Here is a 15,198-nt window from a genome sequence, read left to right on the forward strand (position 1 = left end):
AATCAGGATTTTACGAATTGATGGTACCGCGGCAACCAGATCCGCAACCACCGGCAAACGATCAATTCCCTTGCTTGCATAATGATACCCATCGCAGGCCAGTAAAATTTTTGGCTCTATCTGGCCAAAGCGATCACGGACACCATCGAGTCCAAAATCAGGCGAGCAACTGGAAAAAACCGCACCAAGCGTCGCTGTTGCCAGCATCATGATGATTGTTTCAGGTACGTTCGGAGCATAGGCAGCGACACGGTCGCCTTTAACAATGCCTGCCTGTTGCAACCATCCGGCCAATGCCATTGCATTGTTATATAATTCCTTGCGGGTCAGGCTTTGATGACGGCCATCTTCACCATAGGCGCTGATAGCAATCGCATCATCGGCGTCACGCAACATATTTTCGGCAAAATTGACTTTGGCATCTGGAAAGAATCTGGCGCCTGGCATCTGATCTGCATCGATAAGTATGCGTTCGCCTTTGTCGCCTATGACGCCATGCCAGTCCCACAGCGCCGACCAGAATTGTGTGCTGTTATCGACTGACCATTGCCATAATTTCTGAAAATCATCATCTCCGTCATAATGGCCATGTTCAGTCAGAAATGCGGTGAAGTAGGTGATCTCGGCATGTTTTAGGTTGTTCTGATCAGGGGTCCATAAAAGGCGATCATGCGATGAAAATAAATTGGCAGTCATAAAGTATCCTGATCAAATATTGCAGATTTTGATAATACACGAACAACCTATCATATTAGTGATTAGGCGCAATCTTCCGATAAATTTTCTACTTTGATGAAAACAGAAAAATATTTTCTTTATTATAGAAAACAATGCTTTGCTTTGGTTTGTGGCAGCATCTATCATGAAGGTTAAGACTTCTGGACAATAGGCAACATTATATGTTTTGTATAAACGTTAACAAATAGTTAATTTGTGTTAATGTTTAAAGCATGACGAGTGCCAACAATATTCATTCTGGTGTTTTGTAAAATCGGGAGTATGCAAAATAATGGACCAGCAGCTCAAGCTACAGATAAGAGAGCGTGTCGCCCCCCTGATCGATAGGGCCTTTGCCCCTTTGACCACGCCCATGCACGAAGTTGCCAAAAGCCGCTGGATGACTGCGCAGAAGGGCAACCTTATAACCCAGCTCGAACTTATGCATTCGGGAAATAAAGGTTTGCTATATTGTTGCGTGTCGCGTGATGGTAGCGGCCCGCTGAAAGCATCTTTCCTGACCATGTTACTGCTTGAAGATACAATAGCGACAGGAAGCGCGCCGTTTGGCATCTGCTCAGGTGAAGCCTCAATCACTGTCTATCGTTTTATCGATCTTAGCGATGCGACCAGCGAATCATTGGCAACAATGGTTAATAATTTTCATAATATGGCGGCGGTTGTTTTGCTAGATTATATTGATGATACCGAATTCACCGCGGTTATGAACGAACTTGATTTTGCCTAGCCGCGCGTCATCGCCTATTGCATCTCTGCCTATTGATCCATATGTCTTCTGTTGATATGTGGCCTTTGATTAAGGTCATTTCCTTTCGCAGACAAGAAGCGGGACAACATGGAACATATGTATGATTTGGTGGTGATCGGGGCTGGCTCAGGCGGTGTCCGTGCCGCCAGAATTTCGGCTAGCCATGGCGCCAAGGTCGCTGTGATCGAAGGCGATCGGCCAGGCGGCACCTGTGTTATCCGTGGCTGCGTTCCCAAAAAGCTACTTATGTATGGATCAATGTTTTCCGCAGATGTGGAAGATGCGCGCGGGTTTGGCTGGCATGTTGACAAGCCTGCGCATGATTGGAGGCATCTGATAGCCGCGAAAAATACCGAGCTGAACCGGCTTGAGTCGATTTATGTGTCCTTGCTGGAAAATGCTGGTGCGACGCTGATCCGTGGTTTTGCCAAGGTGACAGGCCCGCATAATATTGAGGTTAATGGTGATGAAATCACGGCGCAAACGATTCTGGTTGCGGTTGGTGGCATCCCGCAGATGATCGATGTGCCTGGCATGTATGATCATGCGATAACCTCTAACGAAGCACTCGATCTTGATAATTTTCCGTCTGAAATTCTGATTTATGGCGGTGGCTATATTGCGCTTGAATTTGCAGGCATTTTCAATGGTTATGGCGCGAAAACGCATCTTGTGTATCGAGGTGACTTGCCGTTGCGTGGGTTTGATGATGATATTCGCCGTCATATTGCTGTGGCCATGCAGGATCGCGGCATCATTTTGCATCCAGGTACAACCATTGACGCGCTTGAAGATAACAAGGCCAAGAAAATAGCGACCCTCAGCGATGGCACAAAAATGCATGTCAATCAGGTGATGGCGGCTACCGGACGCAAGCCCAATACCGACAATCTAGGTCTGGATCAGATAGGCGTCGATATGGGACGAAATGGCGAAATTTTGGTAGATGCGTATTCCCGCACGTCGGTCCCTAGCATCTATGCTGTTGGTGATGTTACGGATCGGGTGAATTTGACCCCTGTTGCTATCAACGAAGGCCACGCCTTTGCCGACACATTATACGGCAATAACCCCCGCATCATCAGTCATGAAAACATCGCTTCGGCGGTTTTTAGCCAACCTCCTATCGCCACTGTCGGTTTGTCCGAAGCCGACGCCGCCAAGACATTTGATAAAATTCGTGTCTATGAAAGCCAGTTCCGGGCTATGAAAAACACCATATCGGGACGCGGTGAAAAGACCTATATGAAGCTCATCGTCGATGACACAACTGACAAGGTGGTTGGCGCGCATATGATGGGGCCAGATTGCGGGGAAATCATGCAAGGTATAGGGATTGCAGTAAAGGCAGGAGCTACAAAAGCCGATTTTGACGCCACCATTGGCATTCATCCAACAGCCGCCGAAGAATTTGTGACTATGCGTTCGCCGCGTGATTAGGCTCATTTTATGGCTAATGGCTATATAGCGCCTTTACGGACAAACTAGGTATGCAGGCATCGCCAAATGGCGAAAAAGCTTGAATATTATGCGTAAATACGCATGATTGGGCTTGTTCATACAAGAATTATGCACTTTCGACATTTCGCAGTGCAAAAGAGGATCAAAAATTATGGAATGGCAGCCAACTAGCTGGCGCTCGCACCCTATTTTGCAGGTGCCTGAATATCCCGATGCCGATAAGGTGCAGATGGTTGAGAAAAAACTCTCGGCCATGCCACCACTTGTGTTCGCTGGCGAGGCGCAAAGTTTGCGTGATCGGCTTGGCGACGTAGCCGAAGGGCGTGCCTTTTTGCTACAAGGTGGTGATTGCGCCGAAAGCTTTGCCGAATTTTCAGCCAATAATATTCGTGACAGTTTTAAAGTATTGCTCCAGATGGCGGTGGTTCTGACCTTTGGTGCGTCAATGCCTGTTGTGAAAATTGGGCGTATGGCGGGGCAATTTGCCAAGCCAAGATCGGCTTCAACTGAAATTATTGATGGTGTTGAATTGCCAAGCTATCGCGGTGATATGGTTAACGCTATGGGCTTTACTGAAAAGGAACGCGTGCCTGATCCAAAACGACTTTTGCGTGTTTATGAACAGTCTGCCGCCACGCTTAATCTGCTTCGTGCTTTTGCACAAGGCGGCCTTGCTGACCTAAATAAAGTACATAGCTGGGTCACAGATTTTCTTCGGGATGCGCCGGAAACGGCAAAATTTGAAGCTCTTGCTGAGCGTATTGAGGAATCACTTGCCTTTATGAAGGCCTGTGGGATCACCTCTGCGACTGCACGGCCACTGGCCGAAACCGAACTTTATACAAGCCATGAAGCCTTGTTGCTTAATTATGAAGAGACGATGACGCGTCGGGATACCATCACCGAAGAACAGGGATGGTATTCAACATCAGCGCATATGTTGTGGATTGGTGACCGTACACGCCAGCCTGATGGGGCGCATGTTGAATATATGCGCGGCATTTCAAATCCAATCGGCTTGAAATGTGGGCCAAGCCTTGATCCGGATGAATTACTGCGCCTGATCGATACGCTTAATCCTAATAATATCCCGGGTCGCCTGACTTTGATTGCCCGAATGGGCGCTGACAAGGTGCGCGCTGGTTTGCCGCCATTGCTCAAAGCTGTGCAAAAGCATGGTGCGCATGTCGTTTGGTGCTGTGACCCGATGCATGGTAACACGATTAAGGCATCAAGTGGTTACAAGACACGGCGCGTTGACGATGTTATGTCAGAAGTGCGTGGGTTTTTTGACGCGCATGACGAAATCGGCACATATCCTGGGGGTGTGCATTTTGAAATGACTGGCCAGAATGTGACCGAATGTGTTGGTGGTGTTGTCGATGTTACCGAGGCTCGTTTGGGTGATCGTTATCATACGCATTGTGACCCACGTTTGAATGGTGCGCAGGCATTGGAACTTGCGTTTCTAATTGCTGATTTAATGAAGCGTCGTCGTGGTGGACAGTCTGAATTGTCGCAAGCCGTTTAAATGTTTCACGCGTCATCGTTGCAGATAGCGGGGGCATAATGTCAAAATTTGCCAGCACTGGGCCAAAACCAAACGTTCAACCTAGTTTGACGGATACCTATTTCAGGCATACGCGCAATATCGTGCAAGCGCATGGTGATTGTGATGTGACCTATGCGGTATTTATGCGCAGACCTGTAACATTGGCAGGCAAGCTGGCATTCGACTGGCTTGAAGCGATGGCAGAAGACCGTGGTGTCACGATTCATATCGAAAAGCTATATGCCGAAGGCGCATGGATTGGCGCGGGGGAACCGATTTGCTATATCAGCGGGCCATTTTCGGCACTGGTTGATCTGGAAACAATTTTTCTACAACGTCTGGGACCAAGCTGTGTTGCTGCCTATAACGCCTACAATATGTGTATTGAACTTCCGCATGTCAGCTTTCTGGCAATGGATGCGCGCCATTGCGCTGGGTCGGAAATGGCCGAATTGATGGCTTATGGTGCTTCTGTTGGCTCGGCCAAGGCTAAGGCCAAAACTGGTGCAGTTGGCTTTATTGGTTGTGCGGCAGATGCCACAGCCCATTTCTTTGGTGCCGAAAAAGGCATGGGTACGATGCCGCATGCGCTGATTGGCTATGCGGGGTCAACCTTGCGGGCAGCGCAATTATTTCATGAAACAATTCCAGACGCCCCGCTAACGGTTCTGGTTGATTATTTTGGCAATGAAATTACCGATGCGCTTGAGGTTGCCACGTATTTTTCTGATATGGCAAAATCTGGTGCCTTGTCCATTCGTCTTGATACGCATGGTGGCCGGTATGTTGAAGGGCTGGATACGCAGACCTCATATGCTGTTCTTGAACGTAATGTGCCTGAAGCTATTCGCGGGTATCGCAGTGATGCGGAACTCAAGAATCTAATGGGAACTGGCGTTAGCGCAGCATCAGTCTGGCATCTTCGTGAAACGCTTGATGCGCATGGATTTGAACATGTTAAGATTGTTGGTTCCAGCGGCTTTGGGCCAGATAAGTGCCGCGTGTTCTCATTAGCAAAAGCACCTCTTAATCTGATTGGTACAGGGTCATTTTTGCCACAAATATGGTCTGAAACCTATGCGACGGCTGATATCATCGCCTATGACAAACAGGCGCGGGTAAAAGTCGGCCGGGAATTCCTAATTCGTAAATAGAAAAAGTATTATGATTGATAAACCTATCTCGATTGCGCTTGCTCAGTTGAATTCCCACCTCGGCAATATAGCTGGTAATGTTGAATGCCTGATTGATGCCCGTGAAAAAGCCAATGCGGGCGGTGCGGATATCATTTTGACGCCGGAAATGTTTTTGTCGGGTTATCCATGCGATGACCTTGTTCTGCGCAGTGATTTCATGTCTGAGGTTGAGGCAGGAATTATCCGTCTTGCCAGTGTTACGGCTGATGGTGGCGCGGCAATCATTGTTGGGGCTCCTTATCGTGAACATAGCGGCGATGATGTTGTTATTTATAATTCGGTATTTGTGCTTGATGAAGGCAAGGTGATCGGGCGTCGTGACAAGGTGAATCTGCCTAATTATGGTGTTTTTGACGATAAGCGTAATTTTACGGCGGGGGCGATGCCGGGGCCTGTTCTGGTGCGCGGCCTAAAGCTTGGTTTGCCTATTTGCGAAGATATATGGACGCCTGATGTTGTTGAATGTCTGCAGGAATCTGGTGCAGACATGATCGTATCACTGAATGCGTCGCCATTTGACAGCCGTAAAAATGACCAGCGAATGGCGCATGCCGTAAGTCGGGCAATTGAAACAGGCTTGCCACTTCTATATGTTAATTTGATCGGTGGTCAGGATGAATTGGTATTTGATGGCGGATCATTCGCCCTTAATGCAGATGGAAATCTTGCCACCCATTTGCCTAGCTTTTCGCAAGCTGTGGTTCAGGTTCAGGTCAAATCTGATTTTGGGGCATTGTCTTTAACAGGTCAGATAACACCGCCTGATGAAGGCTTGGCCGCTATCTATCGCGGATTAATGCTTGGTGTTCGCGATTATGTGCAGAAAAATGGCTTCCCTGGCGTTGTTCTTGGCTTGTCGGGTGGCATTGACTCGGCGTTGGTTGCCGCTATTGCCGCCGATGCGCTTGGTGCTGATGCCGTGCATGCGGTGATGATGCCGTCACCTTATACCAGTGATGAAAGCCTTGATGATGCAGCAGACCTTGCAACTCGTTTTGGTATGCGCCTTGATACGATTTCGATAGCGCCAGCAATGGCGGCGATGGACGAAATGCTGGCCGATCAATTTGCTGGTAAGGATCCGGATATCGCCGAAGAAAATATTCAGTCTCGTTTACGCGGTACTATTTTGATGGGTATCTCAAATAAGAATGGCGCGATGGTCATGGCAACTGGAAACAAGTCTGAATATGCGGCTGGCTATTCAACGTTGTATGGTGACATGTGTGGCGGCTTTGCGCCGATCAAGGATGTCTGGAAAATACAGGTCTTTGATCTATGCCGTTGGCGTAATACACATTTGCCGCGTGGGGCGGCGGGACCCGAAGGTGAAGTCATTCCAATACGCATTATCGACAAGCCGCCATCTGCCGAACTGCGTCCGGATCAGAAAGATACGGACTCATTGCCGCCTTATGAACGCCTTGATGCGATCATGCGGGCACTGACCGAAGATGCTGCTGACATTGATGCTATCGTTGCACAGGGCTATGACAGACGTGAAGTTGATCATGCCAGCCAGCTATTGTTTCGTGCCGAATTCAAACGCTTTCAGTCAGCGCCTGGGCCAAAAATGACTTCAATTGCCTTTGGTCGGGATCGCCGTTTACCATTAACATCTGGATTTAGCCCCCTAAAAACGTTTATCAAGTAGGCATGTGGTTCTAAAACAAAAAAGTCAGCGCATTAGCGTGATCAGGAGATAAAATGAGTGCGATAAAGGTTCGCTTTGCGCCAAGCCCGACAGGTAATTTGCATGTTGGCAATTTACGCACAGCTTTGGTCAACTATCTGTTTGCGCGCAAATTTGATGGGCATTTCATGTTGCGTATTGATGATACTGACGAAGAAAGATCAACAGTGGCTTTCGAAGAGTCAATCCGTGCCGATCTAAGCTGGATGGGGATGACTTGGGATTCCGAGGATCGTCAGTCTAACCGCCTTGCACGCTATGATGAGGCGCTTGCCGATCTGGTCGCCAAAGGGCGTGCCTATGCCTGTTATGAAACACCGGAAGAATTATCGCTCAAACGAAAAGCCCAGCTTGGTGCTGGCCGGCCACCAGTTTATGATCGGGCAGGTCTAAAGCTGACTGACGAGGCAAAGGCCAAACTTGAAGCTGATGGGCGCAAGCCGCATTGGCGGTTTTTGTTGAATGATTCCCAAGTTAGCTGGCATGACAAAGTACGTGGTGATGTCGCCTATCATATGTCTAGCCTGTCTGATCCGGTGTTGATGCGCGAAGATGGCCGCGTGATCTATACGCTGGCATCGGTTGTTGATGATATTGATCATGGCATCACACATATCCTGCGTGGTGAAGATCACGTGACCAATTCAACAGCACAAATTCAACTGTTTGAGGCTCTGGACGCTACACCACCATCCATGGGGCATATGGCCTTGCTGGCGGGTGCCGATGGTGAAGGCTTGTCAAAGCGCATTGGAAGCCTGTCCATTGGTGAATTGCGCGCTAATGGGCTGGAACCTGAGGCGATTGCCAGCTTGCTGGCGCGTATCGGGACGGCTGATCCAGTTGTGCCACATAATGATCTGGCCGTGATTATTGACGGTTTTGACATCTCACGTTTTGGCCGTGCAACAGCCAAATTTGATCCAGCAGAGCTTGATGCCGTCAATGCGCGTATTGTACAGGAGTTGGATTTTGATGTTGTCGTCGGCAAATTAGATGCTCTAGGTGTAGGCGGTGGTGCAGATTTCTGGAAAACCGTCAGAGGCAATATCCGCATTGTAAGTGAGGCGGCTGACTGGTGGCAGATATGTACCGCGCCGATCACGCCTATTATGGACGCGCCTGACGTTACCACGGCGGCGGCTAGTTTATTGCCAGATGGTGATCTATCTGCTGAAATATGGTCAGATTGGACAAAGTCAATCGCGGCCAAAACAGGCGTCAAGGGCAAGGGTTTGTTTATGCCACTTCGGCTGGCATTGACGGGGCAGGATAAAGGTCCTGAAATTGCGCCTTTGCTGGCCTTTATGGGACGTGATCGCGTCATCGCACGATTGCAGGGGGATAGCGCGTGAGTGGCCTAAAGCTCTATAACACGCTGACGCGGCAAAAGGATGCCTTCGAGCCGATTGATCCGGCACATGTCGGCATATATGCCTGTGGCCCAACAGTCTATGATCGTATTCATGTGGGTAATGCTCGACCAATAGTCGTATTTGACGTGCTGGTGCGGTTGTTGCGCCGTCAATATGACACAGTTACCTATGTCCGCAATATTACCGATGTTGATGATAAAATCATCAAACGGGCGGATGAACGCGACATCACCATCACTAAATTATGTGATGAAACGATCAAGACCTTTCACGCAGATACCGAAAGTCTGCTGACAGATACCCCTGATATTGAGCCACGTGCGACCGAACATATTGATGATATGGTGGCGATGATTGAGACACTTATTGCCAATGGTTTTGCCTATGAAGCCGAGGGGCATGTAATGTTTCACGTGAAACAAATGCCTTCCTATGGTGGCCTGTCGCGGCGAAGTATGGATGATATGATCGCTGGTGCCCGTGTTGAAATCGCACCCTATAAACGTGATGCGGCTGATTTTGTTCTGTGGAAACCAAGCACGCAAGCGCAACCTGGCTGGGATAGCCCGTGGGGGCGGGGGCGTCCGGGCTGGCATATCGAATGTTCGGCAATGTCAAAAGTCCATCTTGGTGCGGTGTTCGACATTCACGCTGGCGGCCTTGATCTGATTTTTCCGCATCATGAAAACGAAATCGCGCAATCCTGCTGTGCGCATAATACCGATAAAATGGCCAATTACTGGCTTCATAACGGCTTTGTCACTGTCGAAGGTGAAACGATGTCCAAATCAACTGGACATTTTGTGACTGTCGCTGATGCTGTTGCCACGCATCGTGGTGAGGTTGTGCGTTATATCCTGTTATCAGCGCATTATCGCGCACCGCTAGATTTTTCTGATAGTGCAGCAACTGATGCACGAAATAGCCTTGACCGTCTGTATCGTGCGATTGGTGATGTGGCGGCTGACCCGGAAATGGTTGATGCGGCGTTTTTGAACTGCCTATGTGATGATCTGAACACGCCAGCCGCTATGGCACGTCTGCATGAGCTGGCACGGCTTGCCAATAAAGGGGATGATAGGGCGGCCATTGCCCTGAAATCAAGTGCGGCGGTGATGGGAATGCTAGGACAAAGTGGTGATGCCTGGGCCAAAGGCGTGAAAGCCAGAGGTGTTGTGGCTTCAGGCGCGGGTGGCGCAGTAGAGATAGTCATAGACGAGGATGTCGATGCCAAAATAGACGCACGCAATGACGCCCGAAATCGACGTGATTTTGCCGAAGCGGATCGTATTCGTGATGAATTAGCGGCAAATGGCATATATCTTGAAGATAGCGCAGACGGAACGATCTGGCGGCGTGGCTAGCAATTTTGGTAGGCTTTTGCTAGATACTGAGCAGGGTAGTGATGCGCCATTGTGTGTCATCCAATCACCCAAAGGGAGATGCCAGCATGGGCGGCGAGAGAATTTGGCTTTTTGATACGACATTGCGCGATGGCGGGCAGACACGCGGCGTTGACTTTTCGCATGCAGACAAAATTGCGATTGCCTCTGCGCTAGACGAAATTGGTATCGACTATGTCGAAGGTGGCTGGCCAGGGGCAAATCCGACTGATGACGCCTTTTTTGCCAACCCTCCGCAGCTCAAAAATGCCAAGATGGTTGCCTTTGGCATGACCCGACGTGGTGGTCGCAGCACCGCCAATGACCCTGGCTTGAACGCGGTTCTTGATGCTGATGTACCAGCCGCCTGTTTGGTTGGTAAAACATGGGATTTCCATGTAAAAACCGCGCTGAATATTACATTTGAAGAAAATCTGGACATGATTAGCCAGTCGATTGCCGCCGCCAAGGAACGCGGGCGAGAAGCAATGTTTGACTGTGAGCATTTCTTTGATGGCTATAAAGCCAACCCGTCTTTTGCCCTTGATTGTGTAAAGGCGGCACATGCAGGTGGTGCCAGCTGGGTTGTGTTATGTGACACTAATGGTGGCACCTTGCCTGATGATGTGTATGAGATTGTCAGTGCGGTGAAACAGGCTTGCCCTGATGTTGCGCTGGGTATCCATTGCCATAATGATGCGGGTGTTGCAGTGGCAAATTCACTAGCTGCAATCCGCGCAGGCGCGCGTCAGGTGCAGGGCACAATCAACGGACTTGGTGAACGTTGCGGCAATGCAGACTTGATTTCATTGATACCATCTTTGGTGCTGAAAACAGAATTTGAAACAGGTATTGCAAAAGACAAGTTACCAAAATTAATGACATTGTCTCGGATGCTGGATGAGCGTTTGAACCGCGCGCCAAATGCGCATGCGCCCTATGTTGGCGCAGCAGCCTTTGCGCATAAAGGTGGTTTGCACGCATCAGCAGCGCAAAAAGACCCTAGAACCTATGAACATGTCGCGCCTGAGTCAGTTGGCAATGAACGCCATTATCTGGTGTCCGATCAGGCGGGCCGGTCAAATATGCTGGCGCGTTTTGCGGAATTCGGGATTGACGTTGATGCCAAGGATCCACGTCTTGATCGTTTGATCGCAGTGGTTAAAGAAAAAGAATATGAAGGCTGGGCATTTGACTCTGCCGAAGCCAGTTTTGAATTATTGGCACGCCGGATGTTAGGTGAGCCAAGTGATTATTTCTCAATTGGCCGTTTTCGGGTCATGGATGAACGCCGCTTTAATGCTAAAGGTGATCTGGTTGTTGAGTCCGAAGCGACAGCGACAATTGTGGTGGGCGCAGATAGCCATCATGAAGCGGCTGTAGGAAATGGTCCGGTAAATGCGGTTGATACAGCAATGCGCAAAGCCTTGGTTTCGGCGTATCCAACACTGGCTGATGTCGAGCTTGTGGATTATAAAGTCCGTATTCTGGACGCCAATGATGATATGTCTGGCGCTGGGGCGATGACCCGCGTGTTGATCGAATTTCGTGTGCCAGATGGTACCACATGGCGTACCGTTGGCTTGTCAACGAATATAATCGATGCATCGGTCGCGGCACTTGGTGATGGTATGATCTGGAAATTGATGCATGATAAAGTTCCAGCTCCTCAGGGTGTGGCGTGACCCCCTGACCTTTAAACACGGAATTTATGATGAATGATCTGATACCGATGGATAATTGCCCGGTGGTGATTTTGGCACGTCCACAAATGGCTGAAAATATTGGTGCGGCGGCGCGTGCTATGATGAATTGTGGTTTGCGTGACCTGCGCATAGTCAATCCACGTGATGGATGGCCTAATCCCGTTGCCTTGCCCATGGCGGCAGGGGGGAAATCGATTATTGAGACAGCGCAGGTTTTTGATACATTAGCTGATGCGGCGCACGATATTTCTTTCATGGTGGCGGCAACTGCCCGCCAACGTGATATGCCCATCCGTGCTAGTGAGCCGCGCGAGATTGTAGATGAGTTGGTTCAAAAGGCCAAAAAGGGTCGGGTTGCGTTACTGTTTGGCCCCGAAGCATCAGGTTTGGATAATAATGAAGTGGTGCTTGCCGATGTTGCTGTTTCAGCCGCATTAAACCCAGATTATCCCTCATTGAATCTGGCACAGGCGGTATTGCTATTGGCATGGGAATGGCGGGTAGCCGGATTATCTGACCTAGGCACCATGCCGCAACGGCAATCAAGAGATGAGGATGCAGATGATGAGACGGCACCTGTAAAGGAACGCGATTATTTTTTTCAGCGGCTTGAAAGCGCGCTTGATGAGAGTGGTTTTTTCTCATCAGCCGAGATGGCGCCAGCCGTAAAACGCAACATCCGTGCCCTGATTAACCGCGCCACGCCAAGCCGTCAGGAAATAAGCACCTTGCATGGTATTGTTCAGGCTCTGACCAGTAAGCGGCGTGATCGATAGATGGTTGACAAAATCTATGTGAATGGCTAGTTTGCGCCATTCTCGGGAAAGTGGATTACACCAGCGGGGTGTGATGCCGGTCGAAAGACCCTACCGGGGCAACAAAGGAGCCAAAAATGGCAAAATCAGATCATAAGCGGCATTCCGCTAAACATAAAATTGACCGCCGTCTAGGTGTTAACCTGTGGGGTCGTCCTAAATCTCCTGTAAATGCTCGTGAATATGGCCCCGGCCAGCATGGTCAGCGCCGTAAAAAGCCAACTGACTTTGGTGTGCAGTTGATGGCCAAGCAAAAGCTGAAAGGCTATTACGGCAATATCGGTGAGAAGCAGTTCAAGAAATATTATCAGGCAGCTGCCCGTGGTAAAGGTGATACCGGCCAGAATCTTATTGGTATTCTGGAATGCCGTCTTGATGCGATCCTGTATCGTTCAAAGATGGTGCCAACAGTGTTTGCCGCCCGTCAGATTATCAACCATGGTCATGTGATGTTGAATGGCAAACGTTGTAACATTGCGTCTGTTATGTTGAAGCCAGGTGATGAAATTGCGCTGAAAGAAAAAACGAAAACAATTCCAGCAGTGCTTGACGCTATTGCATCAGTCGAGCGCGACGTACCAGAATATGTCGAAGCAAACCATGACAAATTTTCTGCGAAATTCATTCGTATTCCAACGTTGGATGAGGTGCCTTATCCAGTCCAAATGGAACCTAATCTAGTGGTCGAGTATTACTCACGCTAAATTATTTGGCGCATTATAGTCGCCATTGAAAATACTAAGTAAAGGGTAGCTATTTTACGGCTACCCTTTTTTTATGTAATCTTGTCAGCCAGATGTGAGAATGGTGACATATATGACAAATGAAGATGTAACTGAAAATAAAAAGATTGATTGGCCTAAGCCATATTTTGCGGTGATCTTTACAGCCCAACGAAGCCTGAGCGGTGATGATATATATGAGATCACAAGTGACCGGATGATGCATCTTGCACAACAGCAACCAGGGTTTTTAGGTGTTGAGTCTGTGCGCGGTGATGATGGGCTTGGAATCACTGTTTCATATTGGCGTGATCGAGATTCGATACGCAACTGGCGCGAGAATAGCGAACATCTTGTCGCGCAGGAGATGGGGCGACAAGAGTTCTATCAATGGTATAGGGTTCGTATAGCCGAAGTTGCCGACGATTACGCGTTTTTTGCTGATACAGCTATTTAACTATAGCGGCGCGCAGGTTAGGCAGGATGTGCGTCAATACCATGCGTCTGAAGCATTTCGGTAAGTTCGCCTGTTTCATACATTTCCCGAATGATGTCGCATCCACCGACAAATTCCCGTTTCACATAGAGTTGTGGAATAGTTGGCCAATCTGAATAGGCTTTTATACCTTCGCGGATTGCGTCATCTTCAAGTACGTTGATGCCACGGAATTTCACCCCAAGGTGACTTAGCACGCCAACAACGGCGGCAGAAAATCCACATTGCGGGAATACAGGGGTGCCTTTCATGAACAAAACAACATCCTCGCTGGCGATGTCGGCGTCAATGCGTTCCTTGGTTGCTGCGTCTAGCATGTTCTACTCCTTCACTGGACTGGCGGTATTCGCCCTATATTCTGTAAATTTAAAATTACGCGTTGGTTGGTGCCGAGGTCTGTAAAGCAAGCGCATGTAATTCACCGCCCATGCGCCCCCCCAAAGCCTTGTAAACCATTTGATGTTGTTGTACCCGGTTTTTGCCTTCAAACGCGCTGGACACAACCTGACAGGCGTAATGGTCGCCATCGCCGCGCAAATCTTCAATGGTGATAACAGCGTCAGGGAAAGCGGCTTTGATAAGCGCTTCAATTTCACTTGCTTGCATAGCCATGGTCTATTCCTTTGCTATTCGTCACATATTCATATGAAAACCCAGATATTGCTATATGTGCATCAGATCGGGGATCACTGCTTCAAATATTTTTTCTAGCTCTTCTTGAGATATGGCATCATCGGCACCAAATTTCAATTCACCTGAGGTATTTGTTGTGCCGATTTTTTGGACTGGAACGCCAGCGGCCTCGGCGGCAGAGATAAAGCTGGCGGAATCAGGAAGCACGACAAGATAGCGCGCCTGATCCTCGCCAAAGGCCCAGCCGTGGATATTGGTTGTTTCGGGCATCTCGACGTCAATACCAAATGTTGACTTCATGGCCATTTCAACAAGCGCAACTGCTAGACCACCATCACTTATGTCATGTGCCGCGCTAACAGCACCTTTTATGATCTGGGCTCGCAGAAAATCACCATGACTGCGTTCGGCGTCCAGATCTACCGGTGGCGGCGCGCCATCTTTGCGATTGGCGATATGACGCGCATAAAGCGACATGCCAAACCACCCATCAACATCACCATTGGCATCTATATTGGTGTGTCCAAGTAAAACAATGTCCTGATCGGCGGCAGTAATACGATTTCCAATCGCCAAAGCGACATCATCAATCACGCCAATCATTCCAATGACAGGACAAGGTTGAATGGCCACGCCATCAGTTTCATTATAAAGCGATACATTGCCCGATACGACAGGCG

Annotated in this window: 15 protein-coding genes; 11 read left to right on the forward strand and 4 right to left on the reverse strand. The window is 49.0% G+C overall.

The features are described from left to right. On the reverse strand, nt 1-696 hold a 696-nt coding region (locus ABNT28_RS06135; RefSeq protein WP_348721194.1), incomplete at its 3' end, for an AMP-binding protein. Nucleotides 697-1,009: 313 nt separating this feature from the next. On the opposite strand from ABNT28_RS06135, the gene ABNT28_RS06140 reads away from it, so the two are divergent. The 11 genes from ABNT28_RS06140 to ABNT28_RS06190 all read left to right on the forward strand — a co-directional run bounded on the left by ABNT28_RS06140 (nt 1,010) and on the right by ABNT28_RS06190 (nt 13,846). After that, entirely contained in the window at nt 1,010-1,465 is a 456-nt protein-coding gene (locus ABNT28_RS06140; protein ID WP_332923798.1) for a hypothetical protein, read from the forward strand. A gap of 108 nt (nt 1,466-1,573) precedes the next feature. Next, nucleotides 1,574-2,926 (forward strand): glutathione-disulfide reductase, encoded by a 1,353-nt coding sequence (gene gor, locus ABNT28_RS06145; protein WP_332923799.1) that lies wholly within the window; start codon nt 1,574-1,576, stop codon nt 2,924-2,926. 172 nt (nt 2,927-3,098) lie between these two features. Then, nucleotides 3,099-4,478: a 3-deoxy-7-phosphoheptulonate synthase class II gene (locus ABNT28_RS06150; RefSeq protein WP_332923800.1), complete on the forward strand. Its 1,380-nt coding sequence runs from the start codon at nt 3,099-3,101 to the stop codon at nt 4,476-4,478. Nucleotides 4,479-4,516: 38 nt separating this feature from the next. Then, complete coding sequence (locus tag ABNT28_RS06155; protein ID WP_332923801.1) at nt 4,517-5,653, forward strand: nicotinate phosphoribosyltransferase; 1,137 nt, start codon at nt 4,517-4,519, stop codon at nt 5,651-5,653. Between the two features lie 10 nt (nt 5,654-5,663). Beyond that, nucleotides 5,664-7,349 (forward strand): NAD+ synthase, encoded by a 1,686-nt coding sequence (locus tag ABNT28_RS06160; protein ID WP_348721196.1) that lies wholly within the window; start codon nt 5,664-5,666, stop codon nt 7,347-7,349. A gap of 53 nt (nt 7,350-7,402) precedes the next feature. After that, entirely contained in the window at nt 7,403-8,743 is a 1,341-nt protein-coding gene (gene gltX / locus ABNT28_RS06165; RefSeq protein ID WP_348721197.1) for a glutamate--tRNA ligase, read from the forward strand. Beyond that, a complete protein-coding gene (gene cysS, locus ABNT28_RS06170; RefSeq protein ID WP_332923804.1) occupies nt 8,740-10,128 on the forward strand; it encodes a cysteine--tRNA ligase in 1,389 nt (462 codons plus the stop codon). Before gltX ends, cysS begins: the two co-directional genes overlap by 4 nt. An 86-nt stretch (nt 10,129-10,214) precedes the next feature. Then, on the forward strand, nt 10,215-11,831 hold the full coding sequence (cimA, locus tag ABNT28_RS06175; RefSeq protein WP_348721203.1) for a citramalate synthase: 1,617 nt from the start codon (nt 10,215-10,217) through the stop codon (nt 11,829-11,831). 29 nt (nt 11,832-11,860) lie between these two features. After that, nucleotides 11,861-12,628 carry an RNA methyltransferase gene (locus ABNT28_RS06180; protein ID WP_332923805.1) on the forward strand — a complete coding sequence of 256 codons (768 nt, stop codon included), beginning with the start codon at nt 11,861-11,863 and terminating at the stop codon, nt 12,626-12,628. Between the two features lie 116 nt (nt 12,629-12,744). After that, nucleotides 12,745-13,371: a 30S ribosomal protein S4 gene (gene rpsD / locus ABNT28_RS06185; RefSeq protein WP_348721199.1), complete on the forward strand. Its 627-nt coding sequence runs from the start codon at nt 12,745-12,747 to the stop codon at nt 13,369-13,371. 112 nt (nt 13,372-13,483) lie between these two features. Then, a complete protein-coding gene (locus tag ABNT28_RS06190) occupies nt 13,484-13,846 on the forward strand; it encodes an antibiotic biosynthesis monooxygenase (protein ID WP_348721200.1) in 363 nt (120 codons plus the stop codon). A 17-nt stretch (nt 13,847-13,863) separates the two neighbouring features. On the opposite strand, the gene grxD is transcribed toward ABNT28_RS06190, so the two are convergent. The 3 genes from grxD to ABNT28_RS06205 all read right to left on the reverse strand — a co-directional run. Next, on the reverse strand, nt 13,864-14,202 hold the full coding sequence (grxD, locus tag ABNT28_RS06195) for a Grx4 family monothiol glutaredoxin (RefSeq protein WP_013045545.1): 339 nt from the start codon (nt 14,200-14,202) through the stop codon (nt 13,864-13,866). A 55-nt stretch (nt 14,203-14,257) separates the two neighbouring features. After that, a complete protein-coding gene (locus ABNT28_RS06200; protein ID WP_348721201.1) occupies nt 14,258-14,497 on the reverse strand; it encodes a BolA family transcriptional regulator in 240 nt (79 codons plus the stop codon). A gap of 51 nt (nt 14,498-14,548) precedes the next feature. Beyond that, on the reverse strand, nt 14,549-15,198 hold a 650-nt coding region (locus tag ABNT28_RS06205; RefSeq protein ID WP_348721202.1), incomplete at its 5' end, for an AIR synthase-related protein.

This window comes from uncultured Candidatus Puniceispirillum sp., assembly GCF_963979125.1.
Lineage (GTDB): Bacteria > Pseudomonadota > Alphaproteobacteria > Puniceispirillales > Puniceispirillaceae > Puniceispirillum.